Source organism: Spirosoma knui, assembly GCF_054780635.1.
The window spans coordinates 347,595-367,645 of the sequence record NZ_BAAGVY010000004.1; the positions used below are offsets into that span (position 1 = coordinate 347,595).

Here is a 20,051-nt window from a genome sequence, read left to right on the forward strand (position 1 = left end):
ACATCTACCGCTCTATTCGCTGAAATAAGCATGCTGGGAGTTAGTCAGGCAACCGCCCATTAGCCGTATACTCAGTAAGTGAATCATTCGGGCTAGTCAGGAACAATCGCTTTTGGTTGAGCGTCTATACGAGTACGTACCTCTTTTGTAGTTCATGACGCGTCGGCAGCATTTTGTCATCATCCTGATTTTAGGGACACTCTCTACCATCAGTCCGTTTTCCATCGACATGTATTTGCCGGGCTTTCCGGCCATTGCGCAAAGTCTCAATACGTCCATCGCCCAGGTTCAGTTATCGTTAACGGCTTATCTGGCTGGTATTTCGGCGGGCCAGCTTCTATACGGTCCCCTACTCGACCGCTACGGCCGGAAGCTGCCGCTCTATGCTGGTCTGGTGGTTTATCTGGTCGCGTCAATTGGGTGTGCGTCAACGGCCTCTATCGAAACCCTGATTTTGATGCGGTTGCTTCAGGCCCTGGGCGGATGCGTTGGTTTAGTTGCTGCTCAGGCCCTAGTTCGTGATCTGTTTCCCGTCGACAAAACGGCCCAGGTTTTTTCGCTGCTCACGCTGGTTGTTGCGGTTTCGCCGATGATTGCACCAACGGTGGGTGGTTACGCTACGGTCGCCTTTGGCTGGCATTCCATATTCATCATTCTGGCCGCGATTACGGCCATCATCCTGGTAGCCATTTATTACCTCTTGCCCGATGGTCGACGAGCCGATCCGTCGCTGTCACTCAAACCGCAGGCCGTGTTAGGCAATTTCCTGATGGTGCTCAAACAGCCGCAGTTTCTGACGTATGCCTTAGCGGGTGGGCTGGCGACCTCGGCTCCGTTCGCGTACATATCCGGCTCGCCCGATGTGTTCATGACGATTTACCGGGTTAGTGAGCAGCAGTATGGCTGGATTTTCGCCTTTCTGGCAGTGGGTATCATTGGCCCGACTCAGTTGAACCACTTTCTGCTGAAGCGGTATACCAGCGAGCAGATCGTCCACGCGGTTTTGCTGTATCAGTCGGCGGTGGGCATACTGCTGATTGTTGGTGTGTGGGCAGGCTGGTATGGCTTGTATGGGTTAATTGGAATGCTGTTTCTGTTTCTATGCGGTCAGGGACTGAGCAACCCGAATGCGTCGGCGCTTTCGCTGGCTCCATTCGTACGGCACGCGGGCAGTGCCGCGGCCCTGATGGGTAGCTTTCGGATGGCGTTCGGAGCTTTAGTGTCGGGTGCAGTCAGCTTGCTCCACAACAATACAGCCCTTCCGATGGTCGGTGTTATGACGGCCTGCGTAATCAGCGGCCTGTTGGTGCTGCTGATTGGCGAACGAGCCATCCAGTATCGGAGCAAGCGATTGGAAACCGAAGAGCCTTCGGCCGAAGTGGTGCTTTAGCATTGACTCGCGTCACCGACCCGGCGACTTCTATGAACGACTGAACCCGTAAAATCGACAACTGAGCCGGGTTGTCCTTAGCCTGCCAAACGGGTTGGGCTATGTTTGCAATCGTAAAAACAAATACACGATTGCCATGAAAAAACTGTTCGTACTCCTCTTCGTTGTAGTGTCAGTTGCGGCTTGTAAGAAAGACACCGACGTTCAACCCCAGTCAACTGCCCTTGCCGATAAATTTACAGGCACGTACAAACTCAGTTCGTTTCGCTACACCAGCGGAGACATCAAGGTCGACTTACCCACGCTACCGATGGTCAATAACGGCCAAACGGTGGCGTCCGGTACGGTTAAACTCAGTAAATCGGGTGATGCAGCACTCAACCTGGCATTTCTCTTAAAGACCCAGGGCAACGAGGACGTTACGTTCTCGCTCGACGATCTGGCCATTAAACAGGAAGGTGGAGAATATGGCCTTTACTCTGAGGGCGTACGTATTGCGGATGTAGAAGGCAGCCTGATCATCTTCAATTATTCAGCAACCGATCCGGCCACCAGCGCATCGCAGGAGATCGCTTTCATTGCAAACAAGTAGTGCTCGTTATCCAAGTATCTCACAAAAGCCGCCTAGATTCGTCTGGGCGGCTTTTGCATTATTTATAGACAAAGCTTTCAAATATAAATACTTGATTACTAGCGCGTTCCGCTGGGCAAGCAAGCTACTTTTCAAGTCAGCGCTGCTTTCCTACGCTTCATCTCCTATTTCTGGCGACTCGTACTTATCTACTTTTCGCTACAGTCGAGTGTCCGCTAATTTTGTCCACAAGTGAACAACGCCTGTCCGGTTTCGTACAAGTTTGGCACAAGACCAAAAAGCTAACTACCTGATTGTCAAAGTACAATTAAACTGGCACAACGTTTGGCTCACTGACATTGAGCAGTTGATTGACTGCATCTATCAAACACAACAAATACAACCTTAAAAACACTACCATCATGTTCACAGTAATGAGTAATCTGATCGGCGCTATTTTAGTATCAGCAGCCGCCCTGAGCAACCCTACCAATCCAAAGGGTTTGTCGTTCGACGCCAGCGCATTTGTTACCGCTAAAAACCAAATCCGGTTATCGGTTGTGAAGCCAACCACCGAGCCGCTTACCGTGGTTTTACGGGATGAAAAGAACCATGTTCTGTACGAAAAATATATTCCGAGATACGAAAGCAAACCCGCAATTCTGTTCAACGTTGACGAACTCGCCGACGGTCAGTACGAAATCGAAATCCGCTCAGCTCAAGGCAGCATCCGCAAGCAGGTGAAGCTGATGACCTCACAGCAGCCACAGCGCCTGATCACCATGCAGGCTGAATAACCTTTGTCAGACAGCTTCTGAATACCACACCTGAATTGCGCAGCCCGGACGTACCGTACGTCCGGGCTGCCTGTTTTATAAGGTTATGTAAGTACGCTCATATAGTCTCTAGCCCAGGCAACGTAGCACCATTACCTTTTCAACGCTACTCCCTCCAACCGGCAAGCTTCGGAATCAAACCGAATGTGGAAATACGTCTCCAGCAGGTACTCAAAGGCATGACGGTTTATCACATCCTTCCGGATGATCCGTCCGCTTTCGGTAATCGTCAGCCGATTATCCGTTAACGTAATGCGGCCCTGCGACGTAACAACCGTGCAGAGCATGTTCTGCGTGAAATACGAGTGCTCCGAAGTTTGATGATAAATACACATCGCGTCAAACTCGTGAATATCCCGTGGCGTCAATGAAAAGATATACGCGGTGATCCAGTTTCCGGCTTCGTCCTTTTGGCGAACGGCCAGGTACTGATCATCGTGTTTTGTGAGTACGTAACAGCCGGTTCTGTCGGACTGAGGCACGTCGCACGTTACCGCCAGCGGGTACAAGGGAAACCGGCGACCAAGTCCAACGTCAACCAGCCAGTCGGTACCCTCGATGTGCGCGATAATCGCCAGGTGGTCGAATTCAGGGTTATAACCTTTGCCCGGTTCATAAATACGACCTGATACCCGCTTTACCTGAAACCCAATCGTTCGGAGTAGTTCGAAGAAAAGGCCGTTGAGTTCATAGCAGAAGCCGCCCCGTTTCCGCGTAATCAGTTTATCGAACAGCGCGTCACGATCCAGCTCAATCGGTTGACCGTAGTGAATATCCAGATTTTCGAGGGGTATCGTTAACAAGTGCTGGTAATGCAGTTTCTGCAAAGTTTCCAGTGTTGTATCTAACCCATCGGTATAATGAAGCCGTTCGAGATAAGCACTGACGTTCATGGCCGCTATTTTTTCATTAATTCCGGCCAAAATTGGAATAAAACCTTACAAACGTCTAGAACTGTTCTGCTGAACTGTGCCAACTAACTGGTAAACTGACAATCCTACCACCTGAATTGTCACCGGGTAGCCCCAGGTCAAACTGTGTTAACGCTTTAGTTTAGTACTTGATCAGCGGGCATTCCCGGTTGGTTCACGCGTCCAGATTTCATTTACCTGGCCACCGGTCGAACTCTGGCCTGTGTGGGTCCATTCGCTGCCAGTTACCTTGTCGGTGAAAGTAAGCGAACGCCCAACCCGGCTGTTATCGCGGGAGAAGAAATCAATGGTTTCGGTATACTGCCCATTCGTGAATGTATACGTACCGCCACCGGTCCCGGAGAACTGTTTCGTTTGTGGATTGATGGCCGCCCATTGAAAACGGCTCCCCGTAAGCAGTTTGATCGTTTTTCGGGCACCTCGCTGCATAGCCGTGATTTGTCCGCTCTCATTTGCCCGACCCGTAATCCGCCACAGGCCCGCCAGGGGTGTCTGCGCTGAAGGCTCGTCAACGCGCGTAAACGTTTGCGAACCGGCCTTACCCGTTACGGTAAGTTTCCCGTTTTGCAGACCCATTTTATACGATTCTGCCTGCCCGACCCGGCTGCTATCCTGCGAATCGAATTCAACGGTTAGCGTCAAGGCATCCCCATTACGTTGGCACACTCCTCCGCGCGTACCGATAAAGCGAGTCGGTTCATAGGTTGTCTGCATGAGGTAGTTATCGATGATTGTCAGCATCACGGTTTTTCCGGCTGCGTCAGTCGTTCGCCAGGCACCGTCTACGTCCGTCTTAACCGGCTTGAACGATGCACCTATCCCCAGTATGAACAACAACGCCAGTGTCAACTGTGCTTTCATAGTTTATCAAGTTTAGTTCGTTGTTTATCTCAAAGGCACAAAGCTTAGATCGACTACTCAAAATGAGATGTTCGGATTCAGCTATGTGCGCACTTCGGATAGTTTGATCTTTACTCAGAAGTGTTTAAAACCAGTATTCGTTACTTTTAGCTACCGGTAACTCTTAAAACGACCCCGCGAAACAGAAGCACCCATTAACTTATTAAATTTGCTTCCGTTGGTGACTAAAACTGGATGGAAAAGAATAATCTCGTAGCGGCAGGAAAAGCGAAGTTTATCGCGCTTAGCGAAACTATTATCGAAAAGATAAGAACGGGAGAATTGAAGCCAGGAGACCAGATTCCGTCGGAAAATGAACTGATCAAGACCTTTAACATAAGCAACACAACCGCCCGCAAAACCCTGCTCGAAATCGAGTCGAAAGGCTGGGCCCGCCGAATTAAAGGCAAAGGAACCTTTGTCCTGAACCGGACTGAAGATCACCACCTGTTACGTACGCTCGGCTCTATTTACGCAACCCGGCGGGGGTTTCACGACAGTCTGATTGCCGAAGGGTTTACCCCCAAAAACATCGTTCTCGAAAAGACCGTATTGCCCGATGGTATTTCGTCGGAGATCAACAATCGCCATTTCATTATCGAGGGGCCGGTACTTAAACTTCACCAACTTCGCTACGCCGATGAGTTGCTCATCAAAGATGAAGTGCGCTATATCTCCTTGACGCTTTGCCCGAAGATCAATAAAATACCAACGGAAGCCTCCTATTTTAAAGTCTACGAGACGAATTATCACTTAAAAATCACAGAAGTACAGCAAACGCTGGGCGTAAAAATTCTCGAACCTAACACCACTAATTTTGAATTAAGTAAGCCAACGCCCGTTTTCGTCTTAGACAGTGCGGTTATATGTACGGGAGAGAAAGTCGTGGAAATTGAGCAGTCGTATTATCACGGCGATAAATACAAATTTGCCATCATCGCCAACCCCGAAAAGGATTACCGCCCGGCAAACCCAATCACCGCACAAGTAGAGTCGTAGATAAGCAACAGATTACACACGCTACCTGAACCATTTTAGCAACTCAGTGGCAATGAGCTCGTGCCCTTTCTGGTTCGGGTGATTTACATGCGACATATAAGCTGGCAACTCGCCACGCACCGCCACTTTTCTGAACTGAGCGTACGGATTGCCGATGCCAACATGATGCGTTTCGGCCAGCTTCAGGATCTGGTTCGTGTGTAGTTCCAGCCGATTGCCCGCAGCTACTATATCGACCCGCTGATCAGGCGACGGGGTCAGCAGAATGATTTTTATGTTTTTCGCGAGAGCGGCCTGAATCATTTTCTCCCAGGCTTCTTTCGCTTTTTCAAGCCCGGCCGACTGGTCGTTCAGGGCGTAATCAATGAACAGAACGTCGGGCTTATGCACCAGTACCTCCTGCTCAAACCTGGCCTGCCCTTTTATCGAATTTTCCCCGCCAATGGCCGTAACAATTACGTTGATAACAGCGTAGGGATATTGCTCTTTAAGCTTTTTCAGGAGCAAGTTAGGGTACGACTCCAGCGTATGGACCTCATGGTCATGCCAGTACCCGGCCGGTACGGAGTGTCCGTGAAATACCAGATTAATTGTCCGGTTCTTTGGCCAAACGGCGTTCAACTCGTTTTTCACAGCGGCTAGATACGTAGCAGAGTCCGCCTGCTGCGCCTGCAATCCGGACGACAGGCCGATCAGCAGAACGGTTATGAATACAGATAGTCTAGTTGTCATGGAGCATCTTTCGTTGTTTCACCAACTGGATCGTAACGAGCCCCAGTAAGCCGGATTCAATAAGCGGCACCTGTTTCCAGGGGGTACCTTTGTAGCCCATCGTTTACCAGAACACCACCAGATCACCCGTTGCGTTTTCGACAACGTAATGATTACCCAACTTTTTATCGCCGGGCTTAAACGCAGCCTGCGGCTTTTTCCCCCACGGATAGCCCGTGTTCGTATAGACATTCAGTCCCTTGTCGGTAACGCCCTCATCGGGATAGATACGTACCGTCGCGTTTTTCAGGCCCGTCAGCTTTACACAACGTTTCATGTGCTGCACACCCGACGTCATTTCCTGACACGAGATTATTCCGTCCGTCTGATCAATAAAGAACCGGCTTTCCCGATGCCACGCTTTAGGCAGGTTATACACCGAATAGCCATCGGCCAGCTCGGTTTCGTAGCCCGTCAGTATAGGCGCACCCTGCGGCATTTTGAACCGATGCGTAATGGTCGTGTTCGGGCAATAGCCGGAGAAGAAAAAGCCATTGCTGCTACGTGAAATGGTCAGTACCGGATTTTTGACCGACGGATTTCGTTTGTCGATTCGGTAATCCAGACCAAACTCGTTCAGTACGTAACGCATCAGCAGCGGCCCGGTAAATAGTTCGTCGGGATTATCGGGAGTCAGGAGTTTGCCACCCGTAAATTTGCTGGAGTTGGTGCCACGCACGTACGCTACTTTACCGCCTTTCCACTCGGATTTGCTACGTGTCCAGACGACGTCGCGGCTGTTGCTGCCCTGCGTCATTTTCGTCAGTACATTGGTCGATTTGTCAGCTTTGTCCTTCACCGACGTAGCAACGCCACCGCCCGAAAACAACGCCTGATGCGTGATTTTGCTGGGATACGCTTTCGTCAGCTTGTCGAACGTAATTCGAGAATTGACCTGAAAATCGCCTTCCAGCGCCGTTCCATTCTGCAAATTCAGCAGATTCAGAAACGCGGGACCAGCATGATCGGCAGGACCGTAGACGAGCAGTTTACCTCCGTTCTGTACGAAATCGATTAGTGATTTTTCAAGCGACGAACCCGCATCCGGTACGATGCTCACGAGCACGGATTCATTGAAAAATGTGGGTTTCGACGTAACAACTTTCTGGAACGAGCTGGTCGATATGATTGTGTTCAGCGGGAAACCGTTGTTGATGGCCTGACGAATAAGCCAGTCACCGTAGTAAATCTCGGGCAGGCGTTTGCCGTCTTTGTAAGCCCACGTATGGTATTCCTCAAACGGGTACACCCAAACCAGCGGCCCCGGTGCGGTTGGCGAATCGTAGCGGGCTTTCAAAATGTGGGGCGTCACTTCATCGGGCACCTGCGCGGGCATTTCGCCGTACGTATTGTCGGCAGTCAGGAAATTCAGGTGCGTCGGCAGTTTGATTTCGCCCTTTGCGTTGATCCGTGCCACTGCCATCGGCAGGTAAATGTCGTGCGGCTCCTGTCCGTAACGGTCGAGCCAGGGGCTGTTTACCCACCATGGGTCATGCGTGTAATACCGGAACAGATACCGCTCGTCGGGTAGCTCGGCCATCCGCGACATATAGCCGACCATTTCCAGTCCGAAGTCGCCGTCGAGCGCGGCCCAGGGAGAATTGGGCGGTGGCAGCATGTTGTATTTCCCGCCGTAAATCTGTTTTAAATCAACGCCATCACGGGCCAGATCCGCTCCGGTCGACAGGTTTGTTCCGCGCGTCTGAATTTGAAAACCAGGGCATTCTTTTCGAAACAGATTCCAGAAACCCGCGATCAGCTCACGCGTATTCGCCAGCTTTTCGGCGGCAAATTCTTTCCCGTTGAAAATAGCACCCGTTGATGACCAGCCTTCTACCCCAAACCCAAACCCATTGCTGAGCCAAATAAAATCGTATCCCATATCGGTCAGAAAATGCTGACTTTGGCGGCCCAAAAACGTACCGAATGGCGTGTTGGCCGGAATACCTTTCGGGAAACCCGCATACGGCTGACTGTCGGCATTCAACGTAGCGTAGCAACTCACCATGGTTTTGTGACCCATGGCATTGCCGCCCAGAATTTCGGGATGCTTTTTATACTTAAAGTCCGATCTGGCAAACTCCGGCCCCGGATCGAACGTAGCGCCGATACGTACCGGTTTTCCGGTTATGCGTTGCCCGGCTTCTTTCAATGCCTGCACAATGAATTTCAGATCGCCGTACGTATAGGCAGGCGGATTGTCCATGTACAGCAGCGCGCGCTGGTGCAGCGACAGATCGGCTGGGCTCGAACCCACTTCGTGGTTGGTGTTGGGATTGCCCATGTACCTGGCCCATTCGAGCGGCTGATTCATCTTGCCGGTATAATCCAGGATTTCTGAACCGTCGGACGTCCACATCATCACCGACACCGTATCGGTATGCCGCAGCAGCGACGCCCATTGCGTGAACAATTCCGTAGCTACCTGCTGAATGTAGGCTTTGTCGTTCTTTTTGAACGGCTTGAGCGACAGTTCGAGCGTTACGTTATTGAAGTTTTTACCCCGTAACGTCGAGTTGTCCAGATTAGGCGTATCGATACTGGTCGTAAAGCCGAAAATGGCAATACTCAGGGCACTCACAAAACCGATGATTTGCGTACGCATACGTCAAAAAGTTTAGACAAAAACGTTCCTGTCCTGCCGAAAACCAAGGCTTTCGGCAGGTAAAAATCAGGCTCAAAAACTAGTTAAGAATAGCGGCTTCTAGCGTCCCATAGTGAGTCGAATTTGGGCGGGCGATTGCTGGGCATCTTGAAGCTGAATAGCCAGTTTCCCGTCTTTAAACTGCGCTCTGTCGATGGCCAGCGTAATGGTCTGCATGCCTTGTGGCAGGTCTGCCGTTACGCCTTTCGCGTTCACCTTCAACGGTTTCTGTCCAGCCCAAGCCGTTATCCCGGCGGTTGAACTGAAATCCATATCGACGTTTCCTTTGCTGACCACTTCCATATCGAACCGGACAAAGCTGTAGCGTTTGCCCGGGCTCACCTCCACGACCGGAAGCTCATCGACGGGCAATCCGCCCGACACATTGCTGTAAATGGGCATAGCAGCTAGTTTACCGTTGTCTTTCGCTACGTAGCCCGCATCCTGCGCTACTTTCCGGGCCAGATCCTTACTATCCGAAAGGGTATTCCAACGCCGGACGAACCGGGTTGTCGGAACGCGGAACTGCCCCGACTCGCCAATTTTCGACAGGAAGCCAATCAGGTTAACAAACTCCTGCCTGTCCAGGCCAGCCGTTAAGCCGGGAGGCATCAGGGAACCGGGCGTCTTTTCGACGGTTATAATCTGATTTTTCGGGATGGCGATTTCCGTACCCGATACGTCGCGCACCACTACTTCCGACGTACCATTACTGACCAGATACGCCATCATTTCCGTACCGTCTTTCTTCACGATACGTTGCAATTCGTAGCCTTCCTTAATGGACACCGTGGGGTACAGCACCGACCGGATAATGGTTTCGATGGGTGAGCTGGTACCTAAACTGCTCAAATCCGGACCGATACGTCCGCCCGCTCCGCCCAGCGCGTGGCAGGTCTGGCAAAGCAATTCCTGCTTCCGAAACACTTTCTCGCCCAGCATCGGATCGGCCGATTGCCGAACCTGAGTAGCCAGTGACGTGATTTCCTGCTCGTTCAGTTCCTGCGGCATTTGCTCCATGGGCAACGTACCACCGGAGTTTTCGAGTGCTTTTTGCAGAGCTAATGTCTCGTCGGTTTTCTGCCGATTCCAGGGCATTCCCCGCACCATCAGTTGACGGCCGGTTTTGGCAAACGACTCCGAAATCTTTTTGGCGGCTATGGCATCGGCCAAGGCCTGGGTACCGTTTTTCGACGCAAAAAACGCCTGAAACAATTCGGTTGCATCGGTTTCGGCAGGCAGCGTACGTAGCAAATCACTGCCAATATGTGCTGCTTCTGTTGGATCTGACCACACCAGTTGGGCCGTTGCCAGCATCCGTAAGTCGGCGGGATTTTTCGGGCCGCTCATATCGGTAAGAAGCTTGCGCGTTTTGTCGGTTCCGATGGTTGCCAGTGCGCCCAAAGCCACTTTTTTGATCGGCTTTTCTCCTTGCCGAATTAACGTAACAAGTCGGTCGCTTAGCGCTTCCATCCGCCACAGACCCACCAGCCGAATTGCGTTGGTAGTAACCTCCTGATCGCTGCTAGTTAGAAAATTAGCAATGCGGTTTAGCTCGTTCGATGGTTTCAGGTTCCGTTGACGGGCGGCATCAGCCAACGCACTCAATCGAGCGGCAGTTTGTTTATCCTGCGCGTTTTGAACGGCCATGTCGAATACCGTATTCAGTTCAGCCACCTTGCCCCATTTCGCAATCGATGCCAGCACATCCTTCTGATATGCTTCGGGTACCTGACCTTTCTGATAAAGCTGCGTCAGCTGCGCAATGGCTTCGGCACTGCTTACCGATTTCAGCGCAAATACTGTTTTTTTGCCATCGCCCAAAAAGTTTGGTTCGCTCTTTAACTTGCTGGCCCACTTCGGTTCGAGTTCACGAACGGTTTGCCAGAGAGCAAAATCCAGAAATTCGTCCATGGGCTGGTCGAGTGCTGTAAGAGCCGAACGGGCCGCATCAGCCGAATTGACTTTCCGCAGCGCCACCACCGCTTCGAGCCGAACGCGCGGGTGCGGATCCTGAACGGCTTTCGATAGTAAGGCAGCTTCATCCTTCAGTTTGCCATGCCACAACTGAAAAGCCCGTAATGCAGCGGCCCGCGCATTGTGATCTTTAGCGTTGAGCAGCGAACGTAGTATTGACTCATTGACGGCGTTAAGCGTTTGATACGTCCAGAGCCCTTCGAGCAATACGTGTTCGTAATCAGCCGCGTTTTTGTCTAATTCGCTCACCCATTTATCCAGCGCCGGAATAACTTCCTGCCAGGGCCGACGTTTCAGCGTTTGTTTAGCCTGCAAGCGCGTCCAGTCCTCCGGCTGACGTAGCGCATCGAGCAGTTCAGTAACGGATGCTTTTGCCAGATCCGGCTTCTTTACCAGCGGTCGGTTTTTCGCCACAATCCGCCAGATACGTCCGTGCTGCTGGTCGCGACGCGGGTCGTGAAAATCGACTTCACCGTGCTGAATAATCGGGTTGTACCAGTCCGCTACGTAGATCGCTCCATCGGGACCCATCGAAATATCGACCGGACGAAACGCTACGTGGTTGGTCCAGAGCAGATCGTCCTGTTGTTTCGATACGAAGCCACTGCCCTGTTCTTCAAGTTTAAAACTATTAATGCGGTTGGCCCGAAAGTCGTTCGTAATCAAACGTTCCTGCCAGGCATCCGGCATGTGCTTTCCGGTGATAATATCCAGTCCGCTGTGTTTCGGCTGGCCGGGGTTCAGTCCACGCAAAATACGCTCGGCACCGGGTGCTGTTACGAAGGTAGCACCGGGAAAGGCATAGTTAATCCCCTCACCTCCAGCCCCATCCGTCAGGAAAGAATTGCCCCAGCGCGAAAACTGCAAGCCCCACGGATTAATCAGCCCTTTGGCGTACACATCGAGTTCGCGCTCGTTGGGACGTAATTGCCAGACGCCACCACCTTCGAGCCGTTTGATACCCGACGGCGTTTCGACGTGGCTGTAGATGTAAATCGACTGGTTAAAATACAAACTTCCTTCTAGCCCCCAGCGAAACGTATGAATCAGGTGGTGGGTATCGGCGGTACCAAAACCGCTTAGAACCCGACGTTTTTTGTCGGCTTTACCATCGCCGTCGGTATCGGCGAAATGTAGAATTTCGGTCGAGTTGGCTACGTACACCCCGCCATCGCCGGGCAGAATTCCCGTTGGCGTGAGCAGGCCTTCGGCAAAAATGGTTGACTTATCCGCCTTACCGTCGCCGTTGGTATCTTCCAGCACAAAAATCTTATCATTGGCCTGTTCGCCCGTTTTCAGGTGCGGATAGGCCGTACTGCTCACCACCCACAACCGGCCTTCGGCATCCCAGTTCATTTGAATCGGCTTGGCAACCAGCGGTTCGGCGGCAAACAACGTCACCTCAAACCCATCGGCAATCTTGAACGATTCGAGTTCTTTCTGAACGTCGGCATCAGGCACGTCGGCGTTTTTATCCTGATTGACTAATGCCGTTGTCAGCACGAGCGCCGGGATAATCAGGCTTTTACGAAGTAAAGCTAAGGGTCGTACGGAACGAATACGTAGCATGGTGGCGGGTTACTTTAGCTGGGTAAGTTGATACGTTGCGGGGTTGGGTTGGTTCGTGGCAGCTAGCTGCCCTTCAAGCCAGGTAATAATATAGCTCTGCTCTTCCAGCCCTTTTTTATGACGGCCCTGCTCGTAAGAACGGAACCCAATAATGTACGTCTGATTCAGGGGGCGATACTGGAAGAAATGCAGTTCATTCTTTTTCTGGATGAGCGTCTGCAATTCGGCTGACCGCGTAAACGAAGGCCCCTGCCTGAGCGTAACCCCCTCGGCCCATTGCTTAGCTGAAGCGGTAATTACCTCGTCGTTATCGACGGTCAGTGTATAAAATCCCTTTTTCAAACCCGTTATCGTCAGTTTCTGTCCGTTATCAACGGCTATAGCTTTTCCATCCTGCTTCGGTGCCGGCAGCGGCAGGTACGATTCATCAACAGTAAAGCGTACGTTTGCCCCCGACTTATCGACGTTCAGCAGCTTCGTCGGCGTGGCCGATTCGACCGATTTTTTCGCTACGTCGATGGTAATTCCGGGGTTACGTGCTGGTAGCCCCAGGCCTTTCTCCAACGCCGTAGCCAGATAATAGTAGCCCGTTTCGTTGAGGTGGATACCATCGTCGGTAATTACCGCCTGTTTGCCTGCTTCCTGAATTGGTTTGAACAGATCAACGTAGCGTTTTTTCCGTTCAGCCGCCGTTTGTGCAATAGCCGATGCATAGCTTTCCAAAGCCGCGTTCCGTTGCGTTACGTTATCCGACATGGGCAACAACACCGGAATCGGCGATACCAGCACCGTTCTGGCTCCCAGCGAATCTATCTTATCCATCAATCGATTCAGCCCTTGTTTGAACCGCCCTAACCCGGCTTCACCATCCTGCGCTTCAACCCCACCATAGGCCAGAAACACCACCGTGGGTTTGGCATTGGTGAGTTGCTGAATGAGCAGTTCGTAAGGCGAGGGCGGAGTCGTTACGTAGCTACGCGCTTCGCCAAATACGTTATCTCCCGACCAGCCAATGTTTCGAAACGTTACGTTCCGATTCGGGAAACGCGTCGTTAAGGCCAGTTCGAGATAGCCAAACTGTACGTCATCTTCCATCAGCGAATTACCCAGAAAAACCACCCGGTCAGGCGTGCCCCGGTCGCCCGATTTCAGCTCAAATGCTTCGGTGGTCTGGCTGAAGCCTAATCTACTTAAAACACTTATCAGCAAAAAGAAAAGTAAGCCTGATTTGGTCGGTTTTCGCATAGGTAATTCGCTTGTGTGCTGTTGGTTTAATAGCCGGGGTTTTGCTTTACTACGGTTGGGTTGAGGTCAACCTCGTTTTGCGGAATCGGGAAAACAAGTTCAAAATCATCCAGCCTGAACGAGAGCTTCAGGTTCGCGTAATGCGCATTCATGACCGTTTGCGCTCTTCCGGTCCGAACCAGATCGAACCAGCGATGACCTTCGTAGAGAAACTCTACCTGTCGCTCTTTTTCGAGCGCCAATCGTACATCGGCCTGGCTGGTGCTGGCCAGATTAGGGAGTTTTGCCCGCGTTCTCACCAAATTAATATAAGGCAGCGCATCGGCGGTTTTACCCTGTTCGTTGAGCACTTCAGCATACATTAATACCACATCGGCATAGCGGAGCGGAATAAACGTAACGCTACCGTCTGACAGGTCGATGGCTTTGAAATCAACGAATTTAAGCCCATAGCGACTGTACGACTTTTTACCGCCGATCAACGTAACGGAGTCATTTACGGATACAGTCTTACGGGCATCACCAGCCTCGTAGGCTTTGAACAGGTCCAGCGTAGGCGTAATCCGGCCCGCCCCTTGTAGGTTGTTCGAAAAAATAGCCATACTGGTAATGGCGGGCGTAAAAATCGCCGAATAGTTATTTCCCATACTCCGGCCCGATACGTATTGAATTTCAAAAATCGACTCGGCCAGGTTGTTGTTGCCGTTGGTGAACAGGGCCTGATAGTTCGGCACCAGTGAGTACGACTTCGCATCAACTACTTCTTTGAGCTTCGTGGCTGCCTGATCGTAATTTTTCAGGGTCAGGTGCACTTTACCCAGCAGCGATTTCACCGTCATTCGGGAAGCTCTGGTCTTATCGGTATTGAGCGTAGCGGGGAGCAACGTTTCAGCTTCCGCCAGATCGGCCAGTATCACTTTATACACTTCGTCGCGGGGTTTCAGGGCCAGATCGGCTGACGCTACCTGAGCCGGGCTGCTGAATGTCTGCGTGATGATCGGCGCATTTCCATACAACCGGACCAGATAGAAGTACGCATACGCCCGTAAAAATCTGGCTTCACCCTTAATCTGGTCTTTGGCAGCCTGATCAAAATTAACGCCGTCGATGCGATTCAGAATGGCATTGCTCCGGGAGATGGTGTATAGACAGGTATTCCAGACGCTCTGTACATACGTATTGGTTGCCGTAACGGCGTTCTGGTCCATCTGCATCTCATCCGTCGAGGGCGACGACCACTGGATCTCGGTATTGTCGGTTGTCAGCTCCGTCATATACAGGACACTGCTGCTGAACATGCCCCGGAACGTACTGTAAACACCCGTCAGCGCCGTCGCAAAATCGTTCTGGTTTTTGTAAAACGTTTGATCGCTGATCTGATATTCCGGCGTTAGGGCCAGAAAATCTTTGCAGGAGAACGTCGACGTCGCCAGGAGCAGGAGGAGGATTAGTTTCTTTCTCATAACCAGATAGGCTTATAGCGTGATACGAAGGCCAAGAGTGTAGGTGCGTGGGTTCGGGTAGGCGAAGAAGTCGATACCGCTGCGGGCAACATTGTCGCCGGTTGTGCTGCCTTCGGGGTCATAGCCGGGGTACTTCGTGAAGGTGAACAGGTTCGTTACATCGGCATAGACCGAAAAGGCCTGTAGTTTGAGTTTCGTGGTCAGCGGCTGCGGAAAGGCATACGCCAGATTCACATTCCGAATCCGGACAAACGAACCATCGAACAAGTACTTGGTGGTGGCCGCACTGAACCCAAAGGCGTAGTCATTACGTATCGCCCGCGAGTACAGCCCCGCACCGGGACTTTCCACCGAACGCCAGCGGTCGTTCATGCTCGCCAGCTGGTTTTGCACCCCGGCACCGTTCAGCGACACCTCACCACCCTGGAAGTAGATTTCGTTGCCCTGCGAGCCATTTACGTTGATGTTCAGGCTTAGGTTCTTATACGAGAGCCGGTTGCCGAACCCCCACGTAAAATCGGGCCAGGGATTGCCGACGATGGTCCGGTCAGCGGCCGTGATGGTTCCGTCACCGTTCGCATCCTGGTAGCGATAGTCGCCCGGCTGCACGCGTGGGTGCTGTTTCGGACTGTTATTGACTTCTTCCTGACTCTGAAACACGCCCAGAATGTTGAGCAACCGGAAGCTGGAAATTGGGTAACCAACCTGCGCAACCTGATAGTCGGACGTTTGAATACGAGCCGTTTCTGAATTTAGGGCCAGCACTTTGTTGCGGTTCCAGCTGATGTTAAAATCGGTGCTCCACTGAAACGGACCTTTGTTGATATTCTGGGAGTTGATGGTGAGCTCAAGGCCCTTATTCTCAACCTGTCCGATGTTCTGAACCGAACTCGAAAAGCCCGACGCAGCCGGTAGAATTACGTTCAGCAAGAGATTCTTTTTATACGAGCGGTAGGCATCCACAACAAATGACAGGCGATTCTGGAATAGCGACAGATCTAGGCCAACGTTCGTTTGAACCGACTGCTCCCAGGTGAGTACATTGTTGGCTAAACTCGTCGGAACAACGCCCGATACGACCTGCCCGTTCTGCACATTTCGTTGGATACCCAGCAGGCCCTGACTGGCATAATTGGGAATCAGGTTATTGCCGGATATACCGTAGCTGGCCCGAAGTTTCAGATCGCTGATAAAGGCGACCGACTTCATAAACGATTCATCAGACAGGCGATAGGCAGCCGAGAATGACGGGAATGTACCCCAGCGGTTCTGAGAACCAAAGCGTGAGCTACCGTCGGCACGAATCGTGGCTGTAAACAGGTATTTACCCGCCAACGTATAGTTGACCCGCGCCAGCCACGACATCATCGACCATTCACTTTTGTAATTCGTGCCAGACGTAACGGCACCGGCGGCTAAATACGGTACGTCGTCGGTTGGAAAATCGGTGGCCCCCGCCTGCAAAATCTCGTCTGTGTTCTTCTGGACCGTGAACCCAACCAACGCATCGAGATCGTGCTTATCGCCGTACTTATGCCGGTAGTTCAGGGTATTCTCGTTCAGCCAGTTCAGGCTTTTAATCTCCGTAACGCCAGCCGTGGCGGCCCCCGTCCGGCTGGTCGCCAAACCAACCTTCGATGATTTCCATAAGCGGGTTATGTTATTGGAATAGTTGACGCCGACCGACGTTTTGAACACCAGGCCGGGCGCAAATTCGTATTGTAGATAGTTGTTCGTAAATACGTTGGAGTTATTGCGTTTATCGGAAAACTCGGCCGCAATAACCACCGGATTTTCCACCGGAATGCCCGTTGGGCTCGAAAACTCGGAATAGGGCGTACCATCGGGATTGTAGACCGGAATCGTCGGATCGCTGGCCAGGGCAGCGGAAATCAGTCCCCGATGTTGCAGGTGCCCTTCGGCTCTGGCAAAATCGCCGTAGGAATGCGCACCCGAAAACGAAGCGCCTAACTTCAGGCGTTCGGTCAGATGGGCATCGATGTTGGTACGTAGGGTGAACTTCTTAAAATTCGATCCGATAATGATGCCTTTCTGATCGAAAAAACCACCCGATACGTAGTACCCCACATCTTTACTGGTGCCACTGGCCGACAGCTGATAGTTCTGCACGAGTCCCTGCTGAAAGATCACATCCTGCCAGTCGGTACCGTAGCCCGTGTTGGCAAGTTGATCTAAGTTCCGAAACTCGGGCTTTACCTGCGTAGCGGTACTACGTACGTTATTAGGGTCCGTTGCCTTCCCACCCGAGAAAACCCAGGCATTATCCCGGCCCTCGGCAACGTACTCAGCGTACTGACGGGGTGACAACAACTTTAGCTTTTTGGCTAACTCCTGAATCCCAGTCGAGTGCTCAAAGCTAATCGTCGGTTTGCCCAGCTTGCCCCGCTTGGTTGTAATAATCACGACGCCATTAGCGCCCCGCGATCCATAAATAGCCGTTGCCGATGCATCTTTCAAAACCTGAATCGATTCAATATCCGCCGGATTTATGGTACTTAACGGATTGATCCGGTTGGTGCTGCTGCTATTGGCAATGCCGCTCGCCGAGTACGAGTTCGACGCGAATGTGCTGAGATCAGAGCCTCCCCCACCGGTTCCAATCGCGTATCCATCCACTACGTACAAAGGTGAGTTACCGCCCGTAATCGAGCTGATGCCCCGCACCACTACGTTGACATTACCGCCTGGCGCACCCGACGTTTGCGTAATCTGCACGCCTGCCACTTTACCCTGCAACATCTGGTCGACGCTCGTGGCAGATGGAACCGGAACCAGGTCTTTGCTGGTCAGATTCACAATCGAGCCCGTCAAATCTTTCTTACGCTGCGTTCCGTAACCGACCACAACCACATCCTGGAGTTGCTGTTGATCCGTTTTTAACGATACGTTGATCGTCGAGCGGCCATTAACGGTCAGTTCCTGCGGAGCATAGCCAATAAAACTGACAACCAGCGTTGCATTGGCGGCAACGTTCAGTCGAAACGTACCGTTGACGTCGGAGGTCGTGCCGTTCGTGGTTCCTTTTTCCGTAACCGTTGCGCCAACCAGGGCTTCGCCATCTTCAGCCGCTGTGATTTTACCGCTCACCAACCCTTTGGCCGATTGAGCAGATACGACGGTAACCGCTGCCAACACACTGAGCATACTCCCGATAACAAGGAGACGCAGGCGACAAAATAAAAAATTGTTCATGCGTAAAAGATTAAGGTTTAAGAGGTTCCGAATTTCACCCATTGATGATCACCGATTCGACCTTGAGGTAGTCGGCAATCTTCTGGATCGTTTGGGCATGATGCCCTACCCCCAGCGCGAAGTGATGCGTTGGTCCTTCGCTGATCCAGCGTTTCAGAAACGTTCGGACATCGGGCTTAAAAAAGCCGCGGGTATTGGTATTGCCCGTTGGCGGAATCGGTCCGACAATCGACTCACCTTCGGCAATAATGAATTTCATTTTGCCTTCGTAGGTCGAGTTGATGCTTAGCATGGTGATCGGTCCTTCTTTGATCTTGAACTCGACCCCCGCCCCAAAGCCGGGTTTGCCGTGGTATTTCTTTAAGCTGCGCAGCACCGGTTGCCCTTCGGCAATGGCGATGTTATGCGGCCCATCGTGGCCGACCAGCACGAAATCCTCTTTGAAATCGACCGGATGGAACTCGGCGAAACTGCCGCCAATGCCCAGTCGTTCCATGATCAGCATGGCGATACAGGTTTTGAGATCCGACTCGCCACACATCGGGAATCCGGCCCCCTGAAGCAGCGAGTTACCGACAATCAGGTTCGACATTACCGTCCGGGTATCGCTATTATCCGGCCCATCATAATAATAGGCTAAACCATCCAGCTTCTTCGCCTTAACGAATTTCTCCAGGGCAACGGCCACCTGAGCCGCAATGTGCAGATCGGACTCCCGCAGCTTTTCGGATATAGGGTCTGAAACGGGATCGGGCGTATCAAAAAAATCAAGAATACGCACTTTAACGGCCTTTATCTCAGCATCCGTAGCCTGGTGGTAATGCGTAACGATTTCGTGGGCTTCGCACTGCACAATGTGCGCTCCAAAGTGAGCCGTTAGCATCGTCGAATCGGAATGCATGTCGAGCATGGCTTCGATGGGGTGACCGATATGACCAATCCTGGCCGTTTTCAGATCATGCAGCACGGCGGCAATCCGGCAGTATTCGGCGATCTCAGCATCAGCGGCCGGGTCATCGTACAACGTACCGATGATCATTTGGGGTACTTTCTTACCCATTCGGACCGCGACGCCCGCAAACTCAGGTAAGGCGCAGATATCGTCGTTGTACAGTTGCATATACGTAGACGCCCGGCTATAGTCCATTGCCTTGTCGGGCTGAAGGGCGACCAGCACAATCGGCACCTCAATGCTTTTGATGATGGCCCCGAACGTACTGGACGTAGCGTAGGTGAGCATATCGCAGAAAATCAGGTCCAGGTTAGCGGCATTAAGCTTCGGCACCAGTTCATAAGCTTTCGTTACGTCGTCGACCAGGCCAAAGTCAATGATTTGTGCCGGGCTCATCGACGCAATTCGCTCGATAAATACGTCCTGCTTTTTCAGCAGATCGTCCAGCAGCCCTTCAAACTGTGCCCAGTATTTAAAATAGCCTACGCCGAATACGCCAATCCGAGCCTGGGTTGGCGTTCGCTTTACAAAGCCTGCCTGAGGCTGCGGTGCAGACACGACATCATTGAGTGTATATTTTTCCATATAG

13 protein-coding genes are annotated in these 20,051 nt (G+C 51.9%); 4 read left to right on the forward strand and 9 right to left on the reverse strand.

Annotated elements, in window-relative coordinates:
* Positions 1-154 precede the first annotated feature (154 nt).
* From ACYVIY_RS12080 to ACYVIY_RS12090, 3 genes are all read left to right on the forward strand, one after another.
* Positions 155-1,390 (forward strand): multidrug effflux MFS transporter, encoded by a 1,236-nt coding sequence (locus ACYVIY_RS12080; RefSeq protein ID WP_460976609.1) that lies wholly within the window; start codon positions 155-157, stop codon positions 1,388-1,390.
* A gap of 136 nt (positions 1,391-1,526) precedes the next feature.
* The gene (locus ACYVIY_RS12085) at positions 1,527-1,982 is read left to right on the forward strand and encodes a hypothetical protein (RefSeq protein ID WP_460976610.1); all 456 of its coding nucleotides are present in this window, start codon (positions 1,527-1,529) and stop codon (positions 1,980-1,982) included.
* A 401-nt stretch (positions 1,983-2,383) separates the two neighbouring features.
* Positions 2,384-2,758, forward strand: coding sequence for a hypothetical protein (locus ACYVIY_RS12090; protein WP_460976611.1), 375 nt, complete (start codon positions 2,384-2,386; stop codon positions 2,756-2,758).
* A gap of 131 nt (positions 2,759-2,889) precedes the next feature.
* On the opposite strand, the gene ACYVIY_RS12095 is transcribed toward ACYVIY_RS12090, so the two are convergent.
* Positions 2,890-3,720: an arylamine N-acetyltransferase family protein gene (locus ACYVIY_RS12095; RefSeq protein ID WP_460976612.1), complete on the reverse strand. Its 831-nt coding sequence runs from the start codon at positions 3,718-3,720 to the stop codon at positions 2,890-2,892.
* Between the two features lie 141 nt (positions 3,721-3,861).
* Positions 3,862-4,590, reverse strand: coding sequence for a membrane or secreted protein (locus ACYVIY_RS12100; RefSeq protein ID WP_460976613.1), 729 nt, complete (start codon positions 4,588-4,590; stop codon positions 3,862-3,864).
* Between the two features lie 234 nt (positions 4,591-4,824).
* Here ACYVIY_RS12100 and ACYVIY_RS12105 point away from each other — a divergent pair, with 234 nt between their 5' ends.
* A complete protein-coding gene (locus ACYVIY_RS12105) occupies positions 4,825-5,628 on the forward strand; it encodes a GntR family transcriptional regulator (protein ID WP_460976614.1) in 804 nt (267 codons plus the stop codon).
* Positions 5,629-5,649: 21 nt separating this feature from the next.
* On the opposite strand, the gene ACYVIY_RS12110 is transcribed toward ACYVIY_RS12105, so the two are convergent.
* The 7 genes from ACYVIY_RS12110 to ACYVIY_RS12140 all read right to left on the reverse strand — a co-directional run bounded on the left by ACYVIY_RS12110 (position 5,650) and on the right by ACYVIY_RS12140 (position 20,047).
* Entirely contained in the window at positions 5,650-6,360 is a 711-nt protein-coding gene (locus ACYVIY_RS12110; protein ID WP_460976615.1) for an SGNH/GDSL hydrolase family protein, read from the reverse strand.
* A gap of 103 nt (positions 6,361-6,463) precedes the next feature.
* Positions 6,464-9,004, reverse strand: a complete 2,541-nt coding sequence (locus ACYVIY_RS12115) for a hypothetical protein (RefSeq protein WP_460976616.1) — start codon at positions 9,002-9,004, stop codon at positions 6,464-6,466.
* A gap of 99 nt (positions 9,005-9,103) precedes the next feature.
* Entirely contained in the window at positions 9,104-12,589 is a 3,486-nt protein-coding gene (locus ACYVIY_RS12120) for a PVC-type heme-binding CxxCH protein (protein WP_460976617.1), read from the reverse strand.
* A 9-nt stretch (positions 12,590-12,598) separates the two neighbouring features.
* Complete coding sequence (locus ACYVIY_RS12125) at positions 12,599-13,834, reverse strand: GDSL-type esterase/lipase family protein (RefSeq protein WP_460976618.1); 1,236 nt, start codon at positions 13,832-13,834, stop codon at positions 12,599-12,601.
* Positions 13,835-13,860: 26 nt separating this feature from the next.
* Positions 13,861-15,297, reverse strand: a complete 1,437-nt coding sequence (locus tag ACYVIY_RS12130; RefSeq protein WP_460976619.1) for a RagB/SusD family nutrient uptake outer membrane protein — start codon at positions 15,295-15,297, stop codon at positions 13,861-13,863.
* A 12-nt stretch (positions 15,298-15,309) separates the two neighbouring features.
* Positions 15,310-18,510, reverse strand: coding sequence for a SusC/RagA family TonB-linked outer membrane protein (locus ACYVIY_RS12135; protein ID WP_460976620.1), 3,201 nt, complete (start codon positions 18,508-18,510; stop codon positions 15,310-15,312).
* A gap of 34 nt (positions 18,511-18,544) precedes the next feature.
* The gene (locus ACYVIY_RS12140; RefSeq protein ID WP_460976621.1) at positions 18,545-20,047 is read right to left on the reverse strand and encodes an L-fucose/L-arabinose isomerase family protein; all 1,503 of its coding nucleotides are present in this window, start codon (positions 20,045-20,047) and stop codon (positions 18,545-18,547) included.
* Positions 20,048-20,051: the final 4 nt, after the last annotated feature.